Annotated in this window: 14 protein-coding genes, 1 tRNA gene and 1 riboswitch; of the genes, 6 read left to right on the forward strand and 9 right to left on the reverse strand. The window is 72.6% G+C overall.

The features are described 5' to 3' along the window. The coding region (locus tag J3486_RS43500; protein WP_307805197.1) for an AfsR/SARP family transcriptional regulator at nt 1-904 on the reverse strand (904 nt) is incomplete at its 3' end. Between the two features lie 365 nt (nt 905-1,269). After that, nucleotides 1,270-3,366, reverse strand: a complete 2,097-nt coding sequence (locus J3486_RS43505; RefSeq protein ID WP_207830791.1) for an asparagine synthase-related protein — start codon at nt 3,364-3,366, stop codon at nt 1,270-1,272. A 684-nt stretch (nt 3,367-4,050) separates the two neighbouring features. Here J3486_RS43505 and J3486_RS43510 point away from each other — a divergent pair. Further along, nucleotides 4,051-5,484 carry an MFS transporter gene (locus J3486_RS43510; RefSeq protein WP_207830794.1) on the forward strand — a complete coding sequence of 478 codons (1,434 nt, stop codon included), beginning with the start codon at nt 4,051-4,053 and terminating at the stop codon, nt 5,482-5,484. A 634-nt stretch (nt 5,485-6,118) separates the two neighbouring features. Further along, nucleotides 6,119-7,330, forward strand: a complete 1,212-nt coding sequence (gene lhgO / locus J3486_RS43515; protein WP_207830798.1) for an L-2-hydroxyglutarate oxidase — start codon at nt 6,119-6,121, stop codon at nt 7,328-7,330. A 15-nt stretch (nt 7,331-7,345) separates the two neighbouring features. Here lhgO and J3486_RS43520 read toward each other — a convergent pair whose 3' ends face one another. Next, nucleotides 7,346-8,851, reverse strand: a complete 1,506-nt coding sequence (locus J3486_RS43520; RefSeq protein ID WP_207830802.1) for a PQQ-binding-like beta-propeller repeat protein — start codon at nt 8,849-8,851, stop codon at nt 7,346-7,348. A gap of 319 nt (nt 8,852-9,170) precedes the next feature. Here J3486_RS43520 and trmB point away from each other — a divergent pair, with 319 nt between their 5' ends. Both trmB and J3486_RS43530 read left to right on the forward strand, forming a co-directional pair. After that, nucleotides 9,171-10,013, forward strand: a complete 843-nt coding sequence (gene trmB, locus J3486_RS43525) for a tRNA (guanosine(46)-N7)-methyltransferase TrmB (RefSeq protein ID WP_307805200.1) — start codon at nt 9,171-9,173, stop codon at nt 10,011-10,013. A gap of 95 nt (nt 10,014-10,108) precedes the next feature. Then, nucleotides 10,109-11,491: a PrsW family intramembrane metalloprotease gene (locus tag J3486_RS43530; protein ID WP_374194844.1), complete on the forward strand. Its 1,383-nt coding sequence runs from the start codon at nt 10,109-10,111 to the stop codon at nt 11,489-11,491. 6 nt (nt 11,492-11,497) lie between these two features. Here J3486_RS43530 and J3486_RS43535 read toward each other — a convergent pair whose 3' ends face one another. The 6 genes from J3486_RS43535 to J3486_RS43560 all read right to left on the reverse strand — a co-directional run bounded on the left by J3486_RS43535 (nt 11,498) and on the right by J3486_RS43560 (nt 17,548). After that, the gene (locus tag J3486_RS43535; protein WP_207830828.1) at nt 11,498-12,451 is read right to left on the reverse strand and encodes an aldo/keto reductase; all 954 of its coding nucleotides are present in this window, start codon (nt 12,449-12,451) and stop codon (nt 11,498-11,500) included. Nucleotides 12,452-12,639: 188 nt separating this feature from the next. Further along, the gene (locus J3486_RS43540; protein WP_207830830.1) at nt 12,640-13,686 is read right to left on the reverse strand and encodes a M23 family metallopeptidase; all 1,047 of its coding nucleotides are present in this window, start codon (nt 13,684-13,686) and stop codon (nt 12,640-12,642) included. An 11-nt stretch (nt 13,687-13,697) separates the two neighbouring features. Then, nucleotides 13,698-13,843: riboswitch (cyclic di-AMP (ydaO/yuaA leader) on the reverse strand. Nucleotides 13,844-14,066: 223 nt separating this feature from the next. Continuing rightward, nucleotides 14,067-15,170 (reverse strand): PP2C family protein-serine/threonine phosphatase, encoded by a 1,104-nt coding sequence (locus tag J3486_RS43545; protein WP_207830842.1) that lies wholly within the window; start codon nt 15,168-15,170, stop codon nt 14,067-14,069. 274 nt (nt 15,171-15,444) lie between these two features. Continuing rightward, nucleotides 15,445-15,518 (reverse strand) — tRNA-Met (locus tag J3486_RS43550). A gap of 63 nt (nt 15,519-15,581) precedes the next feature. Further along, nucleotides 15,582-16,844 (reverse strand): alginate lyase family protein, encoded by a 1,263-nt coding sequence (locus J3486_RS43555; protein ID WP_207830853.1) that lies wholly within the window; start codon nt 16,842-16,844, stop codon nt 15,582-15,584. A 248-nt stretch (nt 16,845-17,092) separates the two neighbouring features. Continuing rightward, the gene (locus J3486_RS43560) at nt 17,093-17,548 is read right to left on the reverse strand and encodes a tellurite resistance TerB family protein (protein WP_207830856.1); all 456 of its coding nucleotides are present in this window, start codon (nt 17,546-17,548) and stop codon (nt 17,093-17,095) included. Nucleotides 17,549-17,627: 79 nt separating this feature from the next. Here J3486_RS43560 and J3486_RS43565 point away from each other — a divergent pair, with 79 nt between their 5' ends. Both J3486_RS43565 and mgtA read left to right on the forward strand, forming a co-directional pair. Continuing rightward, the gene (locus J3486_RS43565; protein WP_207830859.1) at nt 17,628-17,969 is read left to right on the forward strand and encodes a metalloregulator ArsR/SmtB family transcription factor; all 342 of its coding nucleotides are present in this window, start codon (nt 17,628-17,630) and stop codon (nt 17,967-17,969) included. Then, on the forward strand, nt 17,953-20,523 hold the full coding sequence (mgtA, locus tag J3486_RS43570; RefSeq protein ID WP_207830877.1) for a magnesium-translocating P-type ATPase: 2,571 nt from the start codon (nt 17,953-17,955) through the stop codon (nt 20,521-20,523). Before J3486_RS43565 ends, mgtA begins: the two co-directional genes overlap by 17 nt. Nucleotides 20,524-20,744 lie beyond the last annotated feature (221 nt).

A 20,744-nucleotide genomic window follows, 5' to 3' on the forward strand; every position in this document is an offset into this window, starting at 1 on the left:
GGATCGCGCCCAGTTCGGGTCCCGGCCCGACTATGTAATACTGGGGGGGGCGGAGGGGGCCTGTGGGGTGGGGGGGGGGGGGGGGGGTGGGAGTGGCGGGTGTTGTAGGTGGGGCGAGTGTTGTGGGCGCTGTGTTTTCGGTGGGGGCAGGGGTGGAGGCAAGGGTGGGGGCAGGGGCGGGGGCAGGGGTGGGGTTCAGCAACTCCCTGTGCAGGGTGGTCAGTTCCTGGCCCGGGTCCGTGCCCAGGCCGTCGGCGAGGGTGCGGCGGGCCGTCTCGTACGCCGCCAGCGCGTCCGCTCGCCGGCCCGTTTCCCGCAGGGCCCGGATGAGGAGGGCGTGCAGGGGTTCGTCGTAGGGGTGGGCCGTGGTGAGTTCCCGCAGCTCCGGTACGAGGTCGGGGGCGCGGCCCAGTTCCAGGTCGGCGGTCACGCGGGCGCGGGTGGCTTCCAGGCGCTGGGCCTCGGGGCGGGTGGCCGCCGTGTGGCCGGGCAGGTCGGCCAGGGCCGGGCCGTGCCACAGGGACAGGGCCTCGCGCAGGGTGCGGGCGGCTGTGTCCGGGGCGTTCTCGGTGAGGGCCGTGGTGCCTTCGCGGGCCAGGCGCTCGAAGACGTACAGGTCGATGTCTTCCCGGGTGGCGGTGAGGCGGTAGCCGCCGGGTTCCGAGGTGACGGTGTCCTTGCCGAGGGCTCTGCGCAGGCGGCCGACCAGGGCTTGGAGGGCAGCGGGGGCGTCGGCGGGTGGGTCCGCGGCCCATACGTCGTCGATGAGGGCGTCCGTGGGGGCGGTGCGGGGGGTGTGCAGGGCCAGGGAGGTGAGGAGGGCGCGTAGGCGGGGGCCGCCTACGGGTACGGCGGTGCCTTCGTTGTCGTAGGCCTTTGCGGTTCCCAGGATTCTGTACTGCACCTGGGCATTGTCGCTGGGTGGGGCTGTGGGTGCGCGGGGTTTGTGGGTGCGCGGGGTTTGTGAGCGGCGGGGCTTTGGCGGGGGCCGAGGGTGGGCTCGGGCCGCGTTGGGCGCTGGGGGTGGGGGGGCCAGGGCCGGATGTGGGCTCGGGCTGCGCCGAGCGCTGCGGCCGGGGGCGGGGCTGGGGCCGGATGTGCGCTTGCCCCGCGCTGGGGTGCCGCCTTGCCCACCCTGCCGCCCTTGGCGGCAGATTGCCCAAGGCGGGTGAGGGCGGGCGGCAGATTGCCCAAGGCGGGGCGGCGGGCGGGCCGGTGGGGAATCTCCTCGGGCGGCAAATTGGCTGGGGTCAGCGGGCCGAGGCCGGGTCAGCGGGGGCCTGCTCCCAAGGCTCGTTCGGGGATGACGCTGCCAGTGGGGACGGCTCGGGCGCGGGCGGGGGTGCCGGTCCAGCAGGTGCCGCGGCGGGAGATGAGGCGGCGCAGCCACAGTTCGAGGGCGACCAGGTCGGCGAGGCCGTCCAGCGGGAGCGGGTCGCCGTCGGCCGCCGCGCGGAGCGCCTTGCGGACGACGCGAGCCTCGATGAGGCCGGTCTGGGCCAGCAGCGGGGTGTCGAAGAGGGCGATCAGGTGGTCCGCCGAGACGCGGAGGCCGGTGCGGGCCGCCGCTGTCGACGTGGCGTGGGACGGGGCTCCCCAGCCCGGGGGCAGGTCGCTGACGCCGGCGCCTTCCAGGACGGTGCGCAGGATCGCCGCGCGGGCTCCCGGCTGCACCCGCAGGGACTCGGGGAGGGCGCGGCAGGCGCGGACCACCTCGTTGTCCAGGAACGGGGCGTGCAGGCGCTGGGAGCGGACCTCCGCGGCCTGTTCGAGGATGCGCAGGTCGGACGCGTGGCGGGCCAGGGCCGCGCGGGCCCTGAAGGCGCCGGGACGTTGGCCGGGTCCGGCACCGGGACGCGTACTGCCGTCTTGCAGGCGAACCGATACTTCAGCCAGGGCCTCACCGGTCAGCCAGCGCGCGGCGGGCCCCGGTCTGGCCCAGGCGAGGGCGGCGAGGGACGCCCCGACGGCGCCGCCCGGTTCGTCGAAGCGGCGGTGCAGGAGGCGGTCGGCCAGATGGTCGAGGCCCGCCTTGTAGGGCGTGCGGGCGAGCTTTCTGGCCGCTCCGTAGACGCGCGCCGGAACCCGGAACGAGCCGCCTTCGGCCTTGGCCAGGGCCGTCATCGGCCGCACCATGTGGCGGCGCTGGCGGTCCATCAGGAGGTCGGCAAGGCGGGCCGGATGGGCGTCCAGGACCTGGCGTGCTCCGTAGCCGGTGAAGTGGTCGGCGCTGCCGGAGGCGAGGCGGGCACGGTGCCGGGAAGCGGAGACCAGGACGGCGCTGGGTTCGTCGGTGAGCGGGCCGTCCAGGTCGGCGTAGGGCAGCGTCTCCTCGCCCCCTGCCACCACTACGTGGTGCAGGCGGGGGTTGGAGGCGATCGCCCCCGCCCGTTCGAGTTCCGCTTCTCTGTGGGTCGTTGTCGTCGAGAGGTCGTTGAAGGTGACCGCCAGGAGGCGTTCGCCCGCGCCCGTGCCGTGGCCCAGGACGGTGCCGGGCATCCCGGGCAGGCCAGCCGCGAGGAGGGCCAGGGTGCCGGAAGCGGGGCCGCCGGAGAGGTCGGCGCCGATCCCGGGCACCGGCATGCCGCGCGCGGCGCGCCGCTCGGCGGGCCCCATGCCGGGCACAGGGCCGGGGTCCAGGTCGGTGCCGGGGACGTGCCGGGGCGCGGCGAGACGGGCGCGTACGGCGTCGACGAGCGCTTCCCGGACGGCGTCCACGGCGCGTTCGGGATCGGTGGGCGCCGCGGCCACCGCGAGGGACGCCACGGGTTCGTACCCCGCGACCTCGCGCGCGCCCGCGCGCAGGACGAGGGCGTGCCCCGGCGGTATGCGCCGCACGCCTTGGTACGGCGTCGAGTCGTGCAGCGCCTCGGGGACGTCGGGGGCGGCGAGGAGCGCGGCCAGGTGCCCGACGTCCAGGTGCGCCTCGATGAGGTCGGCGAGCGGGAGCGCGGCGGTGGCGTAGGCGGTGCCGCCCGCCCAGGGCGTGTAGAAGACCGGGCGTGCGCCGGCGAGGTCGCCGACCACCGTGACGCGGCGGCCCGCCTGGACGACCGCCGTGTAGCTGCCGGGCCAGGCGGTGAGGTGGCGCAGCGCGCCGCCGCGCGCGGCGAACAGGGCCGCCCGCAGTTGCTCGTCGGTGGCGCCGCAGACGCCGAGCACCGCGATCCGGGTCTGGTCGTCGGCCTTGACGATGCGCACTTCGTCGGCGCGCCAGTCACCGACCGCCCACAGCGGATCCGGGTCGCCCCACAGGAGTTGGGAGCCCACCGGATGTACCGTTTCGCCGTCCTCGCCGGTGGCTCCCGCGGAGCCGAAGGCAACGGCGCCAGCGGCGGTGCTGCTCCATCCCACCAACCACCGCATCGCCGCCTCCACAAGCTGTGGACAACCAAGGGGTCCCCATGCTGCCACGAAGGAGGCGGCGAGGAGGCAACAAGAAGGGGTCAAGGGAAGACCGGACGGCCGGGCCGGCCAAGGAGCGGGCGGGGCGCGGGAGATGGCCTGCGCTCCCCCCAATGCGCCCTTTTTGAGCCGCAGTTGAACCGTGGCACCACCCGAGTGAGGTAGGACGACGGGGGCGACTTTCGGCCAAATCGGGCTGCGGTGGCCGGAGCCGAACACCCCGCTTCGGCCACAGCGAGCAACCCGAACCGCGACGCACAGTCCGGGAGGCGCACACCGCCTCCCGGACCGGTCCGCCGCCCGCGGGGATGAAGGCGGCGGTGTCCCCCAGCCCACTGGATCCAGTACAGCGGGCCGACCCACGCAGGACCATGGAAGCGCTCTCCGGGTGTCCGAGTAAGAGCGCACGCACGGGCGCACGGCACCACGCCCGGAGCACACGGTCACACGGCGTGGCCTGCGCCGTACTTCAGTACGGACAACAATCCCGCCATCCGGAACTGCGACCCTTAACGCTTGGGATTCGGCGAACTACGCTGGGTGTACGAATGCCGCGCGGTTATGCCACGCCGAGTCGGGCCGAAGGGGTCTGTATCGGCCTGGTGGACGCCTGACGCGGCAGCCGTCTGTGTCGAGGGGTGGCTCATGTCCAGGGAGCAACGCGGGCCGAACGAAAAACTCGGCGCCGTTCTCGCCCTCGCGGGAATCAGCAACGCGGGACTTGCACGGCGCGTCAACGATCTTGGTGCGCAGCGCGGGCTGACGCTTCGCTATGACAAAACCTCGGTGGCACGCTGGGTGTCGAAGGGCATGGTTCCGCAGGGCGCCGCCCCGCATCTGATCGCCGCGGCCATCGGGCAGAAACTGGGCCGGCCGGTGCCGCTGCACGAGATCGGGCTCGCGGACGCCGATCCGGCGCCCGAGGTGGGTCTCGCGTTCCCGCGCGATGTGCGCGCGGCGGTGAAGTCGGCGACCGAGCTGTACCGCCTGGATCTCGCCGGGCGGCGGGCCGGCAGCGGCGGGATCTGGCAGTCGCTGGCCGGATCGTTCGCGGTGAGCGCTTACGCGACGCCCGCTTCGCGGTGGCTGATAACCCCGGCCGATTCGTCGGTCGCGCGTGAGCCGCATGTCGTGGAGAGCGCCGAGGACGGGTCGAAGGTCCAGAAGGTCGGGCACAGCGATGTCCAGAAGCTGCGGGAGGCCGCGGAGGACGCGCGGCGCTGGGATTCCAAGTACGGCGGCGGGGACTGGCGTTCGTCGATGGTCCCGGAGTGTCTGCGGGTGGAGGCGGCGCCGCTGCTGCTCGGCTCGTACTCGGACGAGGTGGGGCGGTCGCTGTTCGGGGCGGCCGCGGAGCTGACGCGGCTCGCCGGGTGGATGGCGTTCGACACCGGGCAGCAGGAGGCTGCGCAGCGGTACTACATCCAGGCGCTGCGGCTCGCCCGCGCGGCTGCCGATGTGCCGCTGGGCGGCTATGTGCTCGCCTCCATGTCGTTGCAGGCCACGTATCGCGGGTTCGGGGACGAGGGGGTGGATCTGGCGCAGGCCGCCCTTGAGCGGAACCGGGGGCTGGCCACCGCGCGGACCATGAGCTTCTTCCGGCTCGTCGAGGCGCGGGCGCACGCGCGCGCGGGGGATGCGCAGGCGGCCGGGGCCGCGTTGCGGGCCGCCGAGGGGTGGCTCGAGCGGGCCCGGGAGGGGGACAGTGATCCCTCGTGGCTGGGGTTCTACTCGTACGACCGGTTCGCCGCGGATGCCGCCGAGTGTTACCGGGATCTGAAGGCGCCCCGGCAGGTTCGGCGGTTCACCGAGCAGGCGTTGTCGCGGCCCACGGAGGAGTTCGTGCGGTCGCACGGGTTGCGGCTCGTGGTGTCGGCCGTGGCCGAGCTGGAGTCCGGGAATCTTGATGCTGCCTGTGAGCAGGGGACTCGGGCGTTGGAGGTGGCCGGGCGGATCTCTTCGGCGCGGACGACCGAGTACGTGAAGGATCTGCTGCATCGGCTGGAGCCTTACGGGGATGAGCCTCGGGTTGTCGAGTTGCGGGAGCGGGCTCGGCCGTTGTTGGTGGCGCCGGCGTAGCGGTGGCGGTGGCGGTGTCAGTGGCGGTGTCGGTGTCGGTGGCCGTGGGGCCGATTTCGGGCCGGGTCGGCGCCGTGGTGCTCGGGTCGGCGCCGTGGTGCTCGGGTCGGCGCCGTGGGCTTGGGCCTGCGGGAGCGCCTGCCCGGCGCTGGGGTGCCGCCTTGCCCACCCTGCCGCCCTTGGCGGCAGATTGCCCAAGGCGGGTGGGGGTGGGCGGCGGATTACCCAAGGCGCTGGGGCGGGGCGGCAGATTGCCCAAGGCGGGTGGGCACGGGCGGCGGATTGCCAAAGGCGCTGGGGCGGGGCGGCAGATTGCCCAAGGCGGGTGGGCACGGGCGGCGGATTGCCAAAGGCGCTGGGGCGGGGCGGCAGATTGCCCAAGGCGGGTGGGCGCGGGCGGCGGCGGGTTGCCCAAGGGTTCAGGGCTCGCGGCGGATTGCCCGAGGCGGGTGGGGACGCGGGCGGCGGCGGATTGCCCGAGGCAGGTGGGGGCACGGCGGCGGTGGGTTGCCCGAGGCCGCAGCGGCCGGGGCGGGAAAGGTGTGGGCGGCGGTGGATTGTCTGAGGTGGGGTGGGGATTCGGGGGCGTTGTCAGTGGGGTCGGGCAAGATGCTGGGAGTGGAGGTGAGGTCCGGTGGGGACGGTCGGGGTTGATGCGGATGTGGTGGTCGTCGGTGGGGGGATCGTCGGGCTGTCCACTGCCTATGCCGTGTCCAGGGCCGCGCCGGGCACCCGGGTCGTCGTGCTGGAGAAGGAGGCCGGGCCCGCCCTGCACCAGACCGGGCGCAACAGCGGGGTGATCCACAGCGGGATCTACTACCGGCCGGGCTCGCTGAAGGCGCGGTTCGCCGTGCGCGGGGCCGCCGAGATGGTCAAGTTCTGCGCGGAGTACGGGATCGCGCACGAGGTGACGGGCAAGCTCATCGTCGCGACGCGGCGGGACGAGCTGCCGCGGCTGCACGCACTCGTGCAGCGCGGCCGGGAGAACGGGATTCCGGTGCGTGAGCTCGGCCCCGCCCAGATCCAGGAGTACGAGCCCGAGGTGCGCGGGCTCGCCGCCATCCACGTGGGGACCACCGGCATCGCGGACTACCGCGCGGTTGCCGAGCGGCTCGCCGAGACCTCCGGCGCCGAGATCCGGTACGGGGCCGAGGCCGTGCAGATCGACCGGCGGCCCGAGCGGGGCGTCGCGGTGCGGACCCGGCTCGGGGACATCGTGCGCGCACGCGTGCTGGTGAACTGCGCGGGGCTGCAGTGCGACCGGGTGGCCCGGCTCGCCGGGGACGACCCGGGGATGCGGATCGTGCCGTTCCGTGGCGAGTACTTCGAGCTGGCCAGGCCCGAGCTGGTGCGCGGCCTCGTCTACCCGGTGCCGGACCCGGCGTTCCCGTTCCTCGGCGTCCATCTGACCCGGGGCATCGACGGCAGCGTCCACGTGGGGCCGAACGCGGTACCGGCGCTGGCCCGCGAGGGCTACGGATGGGGCACCGTACGGCCGAAGGAGCTCGCGGACACCCTCGCCTGGCCCGGCTCGTGGCACATCGCGCGGCGCCACTGGCGGTACGGGGCCGGGGAGTTGCGCCGTTCCGCGTCCCGGTCGGCGTTCGCCGCTGCCGTGCGCCGTCTCGTGCCGGCCGTCACGGCGGACGACCTGACGCCCGCCCCGGCCGGGGTGCGCGCGCAGGCCGTCCTGAAGGACGGCACGCTCGTCGACGACTTCCTGATACGGGAGGGGGCCCGCACGGTGCATGTGCTGAACGCGCCGTCGCCGGCCGCCACGGCTTCCCTGCCGATCGGCAGGGAGGTGGCCCGGCGGGCCCTCGACGCCCTCAACTCCCTGTTGTAAAAAGCCCTTTCACGTTCACTGCGTACGGATCTTGAACGCTCGCAGCATTCGCTTCGACATGTCTTCGTTCGGGGCGAGCAGATAGACGTTGGTGCCGTCGTAGGCGTACTGGGTGGTGGACGCGATGCCGATGTCGACCGTGTCGGAGTCGTCGCCCTTCACCGCCAGGGACCCGTTGACCTGCTGCTTCCCGGTGTGCGGGTCGATGGTCAGCAGGCGCTGGTTGAGCGCGTTCCGGGGGTCGTCCTGGGCGGCGTAGAGCTTCTTGGCCGAGGCGTCGTAGCCGGCGAGCTGATAGTGGTCGGTCTTCTTCCACAGCAGTTCGCCGGTGTCGAGGTCGACACCGGCGAGGCCCTCGACGTCCTTGTACCCGGTGATCAGCACCGAGTCGTCGGCCACCATGGTGTGCCGCTCATCGTCGATCTGCAGCTGCGCGAGCTCGCCGGTGAGCGGGAAGATCTTGCCGGGCTTGTCGTCGGGGAAGCTCTCGACGTACTGCTTCTCGTCCTTGTCCTGCAGCTGCACGGTGAGCGGGCTGTCGGAGAGGATGCGGACGACTTCCAGCTTCTGCGCGTTGCTGTAGACCTTCTCGCCGCCGTACTCGACGTCGGTCACGGTCAGCGCGTTGTGCGGTGAGACGTCGTCGCAGAAGCTGTGGCCGACGACGTAGGACTGGCTGAAGATGACGCCGTCGTCGCAGTACTGGCTGCGGGCGTAGAGCGGGTAGCCCTTGCCGCCCTGCGACTTCCAGTTGGAGATCACGCTGGTGCCGCCGACGTTCGTGGTCAGCGTGTGGTCGTTGATGGCGATCTCGGCCTGGGAGGCGAAGGTGTTGTACTTCCCCGTCAGCTTCTTCGACCAGGTGATCTTGCCGTTGTCGACGTCGACGACCGAGACGATCGAGCAGTCGTCGCCGCCCGCGTCGAAGACGACGCCCAGCAGTCCGCGCGAGCTGCCCTCGCGGGAGATGGCGCACGGCTCGCCCGCGCCCTTGGGGGCCTTCAGCTCCCACTTGAGCTTGCCGTCGTCCGGGTTGTAGGCGCGGACACCGGTCTTGTCGCCGACGATCAGGTTGTCCTTGACCAGCTGGAAGTTGGGCATCCCGTTCTGACCGGCCGAGCTGTAGCTGTCGTCGGTCTTGGCGAGATCGGTGTCCCAGGCCAGGTCGAGGGCGTCGGAGGGCAGTTCGTCGCCGGCCGAGGACGACGAGGAGTCGTGCATCGTCAGCTTGTTCACGACGAAGAGGCCACCGCCGACGAGGGCGAGCGCGGCGACCACGGCCACGGTGATCCCGATCGCCTTGCCGGCGCCGCCGGAGCCCGGGGGCTGCGGGTTCGGCCCGCCCCAGCCACCACCGCCGTACTGCGGGAGCGGCTGCTGGGGCTGTGAGGGCTGGGGCGGCTGCCCGTACACCGGGTAGGCGGGCTGCCCCTGCTGCGGAGCCGGAGCCCCGAAGCCACCGAGGGCGGGGGCCGGAGCCGGGGCCTGCGGCGGAACGCCCGGCGGCGGTCCCGGCGGCATCGGCGGGGGCGGCGGCGCCCCGAAGCCCCCGGCCTGCCCACTCGGGCCGACCGGACCACCCTGCCCGACCGGACCACCCTGCCCGACCGGACCGCCCGGACCACCCTGGTCCCCGGGTATTTGCGGCGCCGGACCGAAGCCCTGCTCTTGCGACACGGTGTTCCCCCGTCCCTCGTACGACATCGCGAGGCGCAAGCATGCCGTACGTCCCCGGCACCGATGTTCACGGGCACCCGCACGCCCGCCGAGAGCGCGGCGATCCGCGCCGGAAGCGTAAAATCTTCCCACTGTGTCTGAGTCTGCTGAGCACCCCACGTCCGTGACGCCGAAGCCCTCCGAGCCGGCCGAGCCATCGACGCGCCCGAACGAACCGCGCTTCCCCGACGGTCCCAAGCCGGACCCCGCGGACTCGCACTACGAGCGGCGCATCCGCACGTTCCAGCCGCGCCGCGGCCGGGTCACCGCCGCGCAGGGCGACGCGCTGCAACGGCTGTGGCCCAAGTGGGGCCTGGATGTCGACGGGCAGCACGTGCTCGACCTCCCCGCCATGTTCTCCACCGGCGACGAGACCGCAAAGGCCGACGAGACCGCAAAGGCCGGCAAGATCGACAAGGTCGACAAGGTCGACAAGGTCGAGCAGATCGTCCTGGAGATCGGCTTCGGCATGGGCGAGGCGACCGCGCAGATGGCGGCGGAGGACCCGACGACCGGCATCCTCGCCATCGATGTGCACACCCCCGGCCAGGGCAATCTGCTGGGCCTCGCCGAGAGGAACGGCCTGACGAACGTCCGGGTGGCCAACGGCGACGCGATCATCCTGCTCCGCGCGATGCTCCCCGAGAACAGCCTGGACGGGGTGCGGGTCTACTTCCCCGACCCCTGGCCCAAGAAGAAGCATGTGAAGCGGCGCATCATCCAGCCGGAGTTCCTCTCCCTGGTCGCGGGCCCGATGAAGCCGGGCGCGATCCTGCACTGCGCGACGGACTGGGAGGAGTACGCCGAGCAGATGCTGGAGGTCCTCACCGCCCACCCCGACTTCGAGAACACGGCGGAGGACGGCGGCTACGCCCCGCGCCCCGCGTTCCGGCCACTGACCCGGTTCGAGGGCAAGGGCCTGGACAAGAGCCACGTCGTGCACGACCTGCTGTTCCGGCGACGCTGAGCCGGAACGGCCGCCACCGGCACCGCACCCGGACGGGACCCGGACCGGCCCCGGGCCCCGTCGCGCGAGTCCGCGTCCCTCGTTAGGGTCAATGGGTGGCCTCGTATCCCGCCTATCCGCCCCACCCGGACCACGCCCACGGCATACAGCCGGGCGACGTGGTCCCCAGCGGTGCGGTCCCGCATCCGCGCTGGTGGGAGCGGAACGGCGTACGGGTCACCGCGCTCGCCACCCTGCTCGCGCTGTCGGGCGTCGTGATCGCGGCGCTCGTGCGCGAACAGACCGGCACCGAAGGGTTCCTGGTCGGGCTCGGCCTCGCCGTCGTGCCCGTCCCGCTGCTCATATCCGCGTTCCGCTGGCTGGACCGGGTGCAGCCCGGCCCCTGGCGGAACATGGTCTTCGCGTTCGCCTGGGGCGCCTGCGCCGCGGCCCTGATAGCGATCGTCGCGAACAGCTTCGCGACGAGATGGATAGAGACCGCGACCGCCGACCCGACGAGCGCCGACACCCTCGGCGCCACCGTCATCGCCCCGATCGTCGAGGAGTCCGCGAAGGCGGCGGCCGTGCTGCTCGTCTTCCTTTTCCGCAGACGGGACTTCAGCTCCGTCGTCGACGGCATCGTGATCGCCGGGGTCACCGCGACCGGCTTCGCGTTCACCGAGAACATCCTCTATCTCGGAAACGCCTTCGGCACCGACCAGTTGGCGGGCACCGGCCCCGGGCTCAGCTCGGTCACCGCCGCCACCTTCTTCGTGCGCGTCGTGATGTCCCCGTTCGCACACCCCCTGTTCACGGTGCTCACCGGCATCGGTTTCGGCATCGCGGCCGTCACCGCGCCCGACCGGGGCCGGGCCCGCCGCGTCCTGCTGCCGCTCGCGGGCCTGCTCTGCGCGATGGGCATGCACGCCTTCTGGAACAGCTCGTCGTCGCTGGGCGAGTACGGCTTCTTCGCGGTCTACGCGGCGTTCATGGTGCCGGTGTTCGGCCTGCTGACGTGGCTCGCGGTGTACGTGCGTCAGCGCGAACTGCGCACGGTGCGTCAGGAGTTGCCCGCGTACGTGGCGGCAGGCTGGGTCGCGCCGCCCGAGCCGTTCGCGCTCGGCTCGCTCAAGGCGCGGCGCCTGGCGCGGGAGTTCGCCGAGCACTACGGCGGCAGGCAGGCCGCGCGGTCGGTCGCCGAGTACGAGTCGTACGCGACGTCGCTCGCCCTGCTGCGCCACCGCGGGCGCCGGGGCAGGGCGGGCGCCGACTTCGTCGTACGGGAACGGGAGCTGCTGGAGGCGCTGTGGGAGCGGCGCGGCTACGCGCGGGCCGCGCTCGCGTACGGCTCGCAGATCGCGGCACCGATGTGGCGGTCCCTGGCGTACGCGGTCCCGCCACACCCGAACCAGCCGGGCCCCACGTACAACCCGTACCAGCCGGGCCCCGCGTACTACTCGAACCAGCCAGGCCCCACCTACAACCCGTACCGCACCTGAGGTTCGCTACGCGGACGCAGCCGTCAGCGCGGCGAGTTCCGTGTCCGTCAGGGCCAGGTCGGCCACCCCGAGCAGGGCGGGCAGCTGCTCCACCGTGCGCGCGGAGGCGATCGGCGCGGTCACGGTCGGCTGGGCGGCGAGCCAGGCCAGGGCGACCGTGGCGATCTCGGCGTCATGGGCCTGCGCGACCTCGTCGAGGGCGGCGAGCACCTTGCGGCCGCGCTCCGTCTCCAGGTGGGCGCCGGCCTTGTCGGCGCGCCGGCTGTCGACGGTGACGCCGGGCCGGTACTTGCCGGTGAGGAAGCCGGAGGCGAGCGCCCAGTACGGGGCGGCGCCCAGGCCCGCGCGCGAGGCGATGTCCCGGCGGGCGCCTTCGTACGTGTCCCGCGAGACCAGGTTGTAGTGCGGCTGGATCGCGACGTAGCGGGCGAGGCCCTCGCGGTCGGAGAAGTCGAGGGACTCCTGGAGCCGCTCGGGGGAGATGTTGGAGACGGCGATGTGACGCACCTTGCCGGCCTTCACCAGCTCGTCGAGCGCGCCGATGATCTCCTCGACCGGGATGGTCTCGTCGTCGTCGAAGTGCGTGTAGTAGAGGTCGATGTGGTCGGTGTCGAGACGGCGCAGCGAGGCGTCGGCGGCGGCCTTGATGGTGTCGCCGCGCAGGCCGAGGAAGTCGGGGTGGCGGCCGACCTTGGTGGCGATGACGACGTCGTCGCGCTTGCCGCGGGACTTGGCCCACTTGCCGATCAGCGTCTCCGACTCACCGCCCACGTTGCCCGGCGCCCAGGCCGAGTACGAGTCGGCGGTGTCGAGGAAGTTGCCGCCGGCGGCGGTGTACGCGTCGAGGACCTCGAAGCTGGCCTTCTCGTCGGCGGTGTAGCCGAACACGTTGCCACCGAGGCAGAGCGGGAAGACATCGAGGTCGGAGGAGCCCAGGGGGCGGAGCACGGAAGAAGTCATGCTCCACCTCAACGCCCGTACTGAATACGGTATTCCGTGGACACTCCCACTGCCGTACCAAGCTCAGGCAAAAGCTGCCGTCTGCCGCACCGGGCCAGGACAGAACCGGCAGCCCTGACGTCGGGGGGTTGCCGCCAGGACCGCCGGGGTTCGGAGAACGGTTTCGGAGAACGGCCCGGGGCCGGACGTCAGGGAGTGAGGCCCTTGCCGCGCAGCCACACCGCCGGGTCGACCCCGGTGGCGTCGCCGCCGGGGTGGACCTCCAGGTGCAGGTGCGGCCCGGTGACATTGCCGGTGGCGCCCACGCGGCCGATGACATCACCGGTGGTGACCTTCTGGCCGACGCTGACGCTGATGGACGACTGGTGGCAGAACCAGAGTTCGGTGCCGTCGTCGAGGGTGAGGACCGTGCGGTAGCCGTACGAGCCGGCCCAGCCGGCCTCGGTGACGGTGCCGGAGTGGATGGCGTAGATGGGGGTACCCGTGGAAGCGGCGAAGTCCAGGCCCGTGTGGTAGCCGGACGACCACATGGAGCCGGGCTGCCCGAAGGTGCCGGTGATCGTGTAGGAGGCGACGGGGAGCTTGTAGCTCTTGGCCAGCTGGGCGAGGCGCTCGGCCTCGGCCTTCCGCTTGGCCTCCTCCTCGGCCGCCTTCTTCTCGGCGGCGGCCTGCTTCTCGGCGGCCTCCTGCTTGGCGGCGGCCTCCGCGGCGGCCTGCTTCGCGGCGGCTTCCTCGGCGGCCCGCTGCTCGGCGGCGTCGGCGGCGTCCTGCTGGGTCTCGGCCTGGGCCAGGATCCGGGCGCGCAGTGCCTCGCCCGCGTCGGACGTGCCGTTGCCGACGTTGGTCAGCGGGGCGGCCGCCGCGTCGGAGTCCGCTGAGCCGGAGCCAGAGTCGGAGCCGTCGGATATCAGCGTGCCCACACCCGGCAGCGACTTGGCCTCGGGCAGCGAGTCCTTGACGGAGGACAGGCCGGGCAGATCGGGCATGGAGATGTGGACGGCGGGCTTGCCGCCCTGCGCGGTGGCGATGCCGCCCGCGCCGACGGCGGCGATCACGCCGACGCCGAGAACCGTGGAGCTGCGCGCGAGTCCGCCGCGCTGCCGGGCCACGCGGTGCCTGCCGCGGACGGGACGGACGGACTCCTCGGTGGGATTCCACTCCTCCCAGGTCTCCTGGTCGGCAGTGTCCTCACGGGGACCGTAGGAGAACTCGGGGGCAGGCCGGTTCGACGCCACGGGGGCGCTCTCCTTTCCTTCCTTCTCGCCTACCGGGTTAGCTGACGGGTTCGGAGCAGGAAGGTCTCCTACGAACGTCACAGAACATCAATGACGCCCGATTCACCCCAAGTTGGTGGTTCCCCGGCTCCCTTGCGGGATTAGGCGCGTGCGCACGGAGCCGTCGCTTGTGACGGCTGGGACGACCGCGCTGCGTTATCGAACGTTAATAGACAGCCGACACTAATTCCAAGCTGTTCCTACTGATCGTTCACGACTTTGGCCAGGATTTACCGGGTCAAGCCCGGCCGGAACGGGTCGACTTGGCCAACGGAGAAATCCGGCCACAGATCTGACAGTGCGTCAATTGTTATCCGAGGAACACGGAGCGTGGCGGCGGGTCACGGCCGGCGCACGGCGAGCAGCGCCATGTCGTCCCGTGCGCCGCCGCCGGTGTGCGCGCTCACTTCGAGGGCGAGCGCGGCGAGGAGCTCCTCGGGTCCGGGGAAGATCCGGCCGGCGAGCCGGGCGGCCGGATCGTAGAAGACGCCACTGGCGTTGCGCGCCTCGGAGAGTCCGTCGGTGTAGAGCAGCAGGGTGGCCGCGCCCGGGAACTCTGCCTCGGTGACCCGGTCGGGCCAGGCGCCCAGCTCCCCCATGCCGAGCGGCAGCGCGGCCTCCTCGGGCTCGATCAGCCGTACGGTGCCGTCGCCGAGCAGCACGATGGGCGCGGGGTGGCCGCGGTTGAGGATCCGCACCCGGCCGCTGCCGCGCCGGATCTCGGCGAGCACCGCGGTGGTGAAGCCCTCGAAGTCGTCGATGCCGCTGCGTCGGGTGCCCTCGCGGGCCAGCGCCCGCTCCAGGCGCAGCGCGACCGCCTCCAGGCTGCCTTCCTGCTCGGCGGCCTCCCGGAAGGCGCCGATGACGACGGCGACGGCCGCGACGGCGCCCATGCCCTTGCCGCGTACGTCGCCCACGATGATCCGTACGCCGTAGGGGGTGTCCTGCACCGCGTACAGGTCCCCGCCGATGAACGCGCCCGCCTGCGCGGCCTCGTACCGCGCGGCGATGGCCAGGCCGCCGATCCGGTCGGCGGGTTCGGGCAGGACGGCGAACTGGGCGGCCTGGGCGATCTGCCGCGCGGAGTCGAGCTGTTCGTTGCTGCGCCGCACGATCCGGTTGATGAAGCAGGCGAGCACGCAGACGGTCGCCACGGTGGCGATCTCGGTGTAGATGTCGGAGCCGAAGGTCCGGGTGTATCTGAGGTGGACGGCGACGATCGCGGCGATCGACCCGAGCCCGGCCAGGATCGTGCTGCGCAGCGAGAAGAACGGGGCGGCGACCAGGGGTGCGGCGCTGAACAGCGGGGAACCGGAGAAGCCGGACGGGGTCAGGTACTCGTACCCGGCGCCGCCGGCGATCAGCAGCAGCGGCAGCACCCGCAGGAACCACCGGGTGCCTCCGGTGTCCGCCGTGGATCTGTGCCGCCCTCCTCGCTTCCCCACCGCTCGTCTCCCGCCACGTCCGCGCCTGCTGTGTCCGGCGTCTCACCAAGGGTTCCTGGCGCGCGCGGAAGGGGCGACCGGTGTGGGCCGTACGAGGGATCCGGCGCACAAAGGCACAGGAAAAAGCACAGGGAAAAGCGGAGGAAGAAGCCGCGGAAGAGGCCGAGGAAGAAGCGGAGGAAAGACAGAGGAAACAGCAGAGGAAACAGCAGAGGAAACGGCCGAGGAAAAGACAGAGGCCGGAATCTCGGAAGATTCCGGCCTCTGCCGTCAGTAGCGGGGACAGGATTTGAACCTGCGACCTCTGGGTTATGAGCCCAGCGAGCTACCGAGCTGCTCCACCCCGCGTCGGTGAACCTGACTCTACGCCATCGGAGCGAGGGAAAGCGAATCGGTTCACCGGCGCGGCTCTCAGGCGGCCTGCGCGTGGGTCAGCGTCTCCCACGCCACGAAGAGGTCGTCGGTCCCTTCGGGCCGCTCCTCGCGGGTCAGTTTCTCGGTCTGCGGGAGGTTCATCTTCAGGCGGCCCCGGAGGTGCGCGAGGCCCACCTCGGTGTCGGGCCCCATGTCCCGCTGCACCTTGCCGCCGCACAGCCAGGCGGGGGCGGCGGCGCCCAGCTGGTACTTCGAGTGGAACTCCAGGGCGGCCGCGAGCCGGTCCTTCACCTCTCCGTACAGGTCGAGGCCCTGGTGCCAGGCGGTCTCGGCGATGTGCGAGGTGGCGGCGAGGGAGTAGCTGGCGTGCTTGAAGTTGCGGCAGGTCTCCTGGGCGAGGCCGTCCTTGAAGGTGGACTGCCCGAACCAGTACGTGCGCAGCTCGGCCGGGGTGTCGATGCCGCTGCCCTCGGGCTTGACCGGCAGCGCGCCGTCGGAGGACAGGTAGAAGTAGGCGGGCACCCGGGTGCGGAAGTGGTGCACGGCCTTCTCGAAGGCGGCCTGGTCATTGAGGTAGACGGCCATGTTCATGGTGGCGTCGGCCATGACGAGGTCCCAGTTGCCGTTGAAGTCGGCGGAGCCGGGCTGCACCACGGGCAGGTAGACCTCGCGCAGCATCCGCTGGAACTTCAGCTCCTCGCCGTCCGGCCAGCCGTCGTACGTGTACTGCATCAGCTCGGCGGCCTTGGCCCAGGAGGTGGCGGCCCAGGCGGTCTGCAGTCCTGCGTTGCCCTCGGTGTGCCGCTTCACCTTGTCCGACCAGGCGTCCATGATCTCCACGGCCTTGGTGGCGTGGGCCTTGTCGCGGGTGATGTTCCAGAGCAGGGCCTGGGTGTACGCGGCGATGGCGTCCTCGCGCTCCTCGACGCAGCCCTGTCCGGGGCGGGTGTCGGGCGGGCACATGACGGTCTCGTACGCCTTGGGCGTGTAGTCGGAGGCGGCGTACTTGCTGGTGCTCATCGCCTTGTACGCCGACAGCCAGGGCTCTTCCTTGCGGGCGACGTGCTCGCGGGCGGCGGCCAGCTGCTCCTTGCCGACCAGGACGCCGGGGTGGACGAAGGGCTGGCCCGCGGTGCGGTTCGGGGGGTGCGCGGCGCCCGCGGTCTCGTGGTCCGCGGACGACGAGCCGCAGGCCGTCGCGGCGATCGTCAGGACGGGGAGCAGACTCCCCAGGAGAACGCGTCGCGCCCAGGGGGACGGTCGCGTCCTCGGGGACGTCGGGGAACTCGCCGCTGCCATGCCCTACCTCCGGCCTCCGGATCGGTCACTGGCAGCCTCGCCCCTGCGGACGACCGGCGCAGGATCTGTTGCGCCGGTCGGGCCGGACTCCCCTCCAGAGGTCGAACCCCTAGAGGTCGGTCTCCTACAGATCGACCCCCTACAGGTCGGTCTCCCACAGATCGGTCTCCTACAGGTCGACCCCCTACAGGTCGGTCTCCCGCAGGTCGGTCTCCTACAGATCGACCCCCGACAGGTCGAACGAACTCCTACAGGTCGAACTCCTGCGGGGCGAGGCCGAGCATCTGGCAGGCCTCGCGGACGACGGCGCGCTCGGTCGCGTCGAAGTCGCCGTCGGCGCCGCCGATGACGATGCCGATCTGGATGACGGCGCGCGCCTCGTTCTCCTTCTTCTTCGCCTTGGCGACCTCCTGGAGGACGCTGACCTTGCCGAAGTCGAAGTCGGCGGTCAGCTTGTCGAGGTTGGCCTCGAAGCGGCGCTGGAGGTCGTCGGCCGGGAAGTTCTGGAGCACCTCGTTGCTCGTGATCAGCTGGGCGACGCGGCGCCGCTCGGAGGCGTCGATCGTGCCGTCGGCCGCCGCGACCAGGGCGCACATCGCCATCGAGGCGTCGCGGAAGGCGCCGGACTTCAGGTCGTTCTTCTTCGCCACCAGCTGGGTCTGCATGGTCGAGGCGGATTCCTTGATGCGGTCCCACAGGGCCACGGGGTTCTCCCTACGTTGTTTCTACAGTGCTGTAGAAACTAGCGGAGGGGCCCGGAAGTTCCGGCTCTACACTGGCCGGATGCCACCGTTCGACGATCCGCCGGCCGAGGTGCTGGCCGAGGCCGCCGCCGCGTTCGGGCTGCTCGCCTCGTCCGCGCGGCTGCACATCGTGTGGGCCCTGGCGCAGGGCGAGAGCGACGTCAGCGGGCTCGCGGAGCGGGTCGGCGGTGCGCTGCCCGCGGTGAGCCAGCATCTGACCAAGCTGAAACTGGCCGGACTCGTGCGGTCGCGGCGCGAGGGCAGGCGGCAGGTGTACTTCGTCGACGACCCCGGGGTGGTCGCCGTGGTGCGCCTGATGGTCGGCCAGCTGACCGAGCGGGCGCAGGCCCCCGCCGCACGGGCCCGTGGGTTCGGCGCCTGAGGCGTCGGCGTCGGCCCGGATCCCGGCCCCGGCTGCGGACCCGCACGGCGTACGTCCCGTCGCCGACGCCCCCAGCACGCTCCAGCTGCTGCGTTCGCTCGGCAGCGGCCCGCGCGGGCTCACCGAGGACGAGGCCGCGCGGCGCCTCGACCGGTACGGCCCGCACACCCTGCCGCACGCCCGCCCCGAACCCTTCGTACGCCGTCTCCTGCGCGGTCTGCGCGATCCGTTCACCGCGGTGCTGCTCTGCCTGGGCCTGGTCTCGGCGGCGGTGGCGTCGTGGGGCACGGCCTGCGTGATCCTCGCGCTGGTGGCGGTGAGCTGTGTGCTGCGGGCCACCGGTGAACACCGGGCCGAGCGCTCGGTGGCGGCGCTGCGGGAGCTGGTGGCGACGACGGCGACGGTGGTGCGCCGCCCCGGGGACGCGCGGGAGGTGCCGGTCGCCGATCTCGTGCCAGGCGACGTCGTGCGGCTCGGGCCCGGCGACCTGGTCCCCGCCGACGTACGGCTGCTGCGGGCGCACGGTCTGACGGTGCACCAGGCGGCGCTGACCGGTGAGTCGGTGCCGGTCCCGAAGCGGGCGGTCGACCTGCCGCCCGGCCCGGACGACACGACCCACCTGTGCTTCCAGGGCAGCGGTGTCGCGTCGGGCAGCGCGACGGCGGTGGTCGTGGCGACCGGCGCGGACACCCGTTTCGCCGCGGCGCTCAAGGTCGCGGGGCGGCGGCGCGGGGCGAGCGCCTTCGACCGTTCGGTGCACGGCATCTCGTGGCTCCTGGTCCGCTTCATGCTGCTGACGCCGCCGCTGGTCCTGATGGCGAACGCGGCGCTGCGCGGCCGGGGCCTGGAGACGCTGCCGTTCGCGGTGGCGGTGGCCGTCGGGCTCACCCCGGAGATGCTGCCGGTGATCGTGACGACGGCGCTGGCCAGGGGTTCGGCGCGGCTCGCCCGCGGGCACGGGGTGATCGTGCGCCGCCTGCCCGCGTTGCACGACCTGGGCGCGGTCGACGTCCTGTGCGTGGACAAGACGGGCACGCTGACCCGCGACGAACCGGTCGTCGACGCCGGCCGCTCGGACTCGGAGGCGCTGCGCTGGGCGGGGATCTCCGCCTGGTGGACGCTCCAGTCGGCGGACCTGCCCACCCCCGACCCACTCGACGAGGCGCTACTCGCCGCGACCGGTCCCGAGGACTGGGAGGCGTACGACGGTGTCGGCGTGCTCCCCTTCGATCCGGTACGCCGACTCGCCACGGCCGTCGTCCGCGCGCCCGGGGCCGCGCTCGGCACGCACACCCTGGCCGTGAAGGGCGCGGTCGACGAGGTCCTTGAGCGCTGCGCGCTCGACGCGGACGAGCGGAAGCGGCTCGCGGTACGGGCTTCGGAGCTGACCGGCACGGGGCTGCGGGTGCTGGCCGTGGCCACCGGCGAACGGGCCGCGCGGCGCCGCCCCTGGACCACGGCGGACGAACGCGGACTGTGCTTCACCGGCTTCGTCGCCTTCACGGACGCCCTGGCCCCGACGGCCGCCGCCGCGCTGTCCGGTCTCGCCGCGCGGGACATCACCGTCAAGGTCGTCACCGGCGACCACCCGGGGACGGCGGCGCGGGCCTGCCGCGACCTGGGCCTCGACCCGGGCGACACGATCCGCACCGGCACCGACATCGACACCCGCACCGACGCCGAGCTGGCCGAACTGGCGGCCGGGACCACGGTCTTCGCGTCCTGCACCCCGTCCCACAAGGCCCGTGTCGTACGGGCGTTGCGCTCGCGTTCCACCGTCGGCTTCCTCGGCGACGGGGTCAACGACGTGCCCGCGCTGCACGCCGCGGACGTCGGCCTGTGCGCCCGCGGGGCCGCGCCGGTGACGCGCGAGTCGGCGGACGTCGTCCTCGTCGACCCGGCAGGGGACGATCTCGGGGCCATCGCGCAGGCCGTCGCGGCCGGGCGGCACGCGGGCGCCACCATCACCTCGTACCTGCGCATCACGCTGTCCTCGAACCTCGGCAACGTCATCGCGATGCTCGCGGCCGGCCTGCTGCTGCCGTTCCTGCCGATGCTTCCCGCGCAGGTCCTCGTGCAGAACCTGTGCTTCGACGCGGCGCAGCTCTCGCTGGCGTACGACCGTGCGGACCCGGGGGAGGTGCGCCGGCCCACCGTGCTGCGGCCGCGCGCGTTCCTTCGGTTCATCGTGGGGTTCGGGGTGCTCAACGCCGCCGCGGACCTGGCGACGTTCGGCATCCTGCTGCTCTCGGGGCCGGGGCTTTCGTCGCCGGACGTGTTCCACGCGGGCTGGTTCACGGAGAACCTGCTGACGCAGGCGCTGGTGATGGTGCTGCTGCGGCCGTCGCCGTGCGGGCCCGCCGTCCGCTGGTCCGTCGCGGCCCTGGCCACGCTGGGCGTCGCCGTCCCGCCCTCCGCACTGGGCCCCACCCTCGGAATGACCGCGCTGCCGGGCCTCTACTACGGGCTGCTGGGCGCGGTGCTCGGGGTGTACGGGGCGGTGTTGTGGGCGTGGGGACGACGCGTCCGGGTGCGGCCCCTCGCACGCCCCTGAAGCGAGCGGAGCTAGCTGTCAGGGGCGCGGGAAACTACGCGACCGGCCACGCCGGCGCCGCCCCCGCCCACCGACCGAACCCACCTGACGAAACCACGCCCCACCTCCACCCCCACACACCCGCACCCGCACCCGCACCCGCACCCGCCCACCAACCGAACCCACCAGACGAAACCGCGCCCCCCCCCCCCCCCCCCCCCCCCCCCCCCCCCCCCCCCCCC

This window comes from Streptomyces sp. VRA16 Mangrove soil, assembly GCF_017377775.1.
In the GTDB taxonomy this organism is placed as follows: domain Bacteria; phylum Actinomycetota; class Actinomycetes; order Streptomycetales; family Streptomycetaceae; genus Streptomyces.

What these genes read in the sequence shown, in the direction of transcription:
- J3486_RS43520 (WP_207830802.1), bottom strand. Translation starts at nt 8,851, where the DNA reads ATGCCGCCGGGACCGCCGCCGGGCGTTCCGCCGCAGGCCCCGGCTCCG.
- J3486_RS43535 (WP_207830828.1), bottom strand. Translation starts at nt 12,451, where the DNA reads ATGACTTCTTCCGTGCTCCGCCCCCTGGGCTCCTCCGACCTCGATGTC.
- J3486_RS43565 (WP_207830859.1), top strand. Translation starts at nt 17,628, where the DNA reads ATGCCACCGTTCGACGATCCGCCGGCCGAGGTGCTGGCCGAGGCCGCC.
- J3486_RS43510 (WP_207830794.1), top strand. Translation starts at nt 4,051, where the DNA reads ATGTCCAGGGAGCAACGCGGGCCGAACGAAAAACTCGGCGCCGTTCTC.
- J3486_RS43555 (WP_207830853.1), bottom strand. Translation starts at nt 16,844, where the DNA reads ATGGCAGCGGCGAGTTCCCCGACGTCCCCGAGGACGCGACCGTCCCCC.
- J3486_RS43505 (WP_207830791.1), bottom strand. Translation starts at nt 3,366, where the DNA reads ATGCGGTGGTTGGTGGGATGGAGCAGCACCGCCGCTGGCGCCGTTGCC.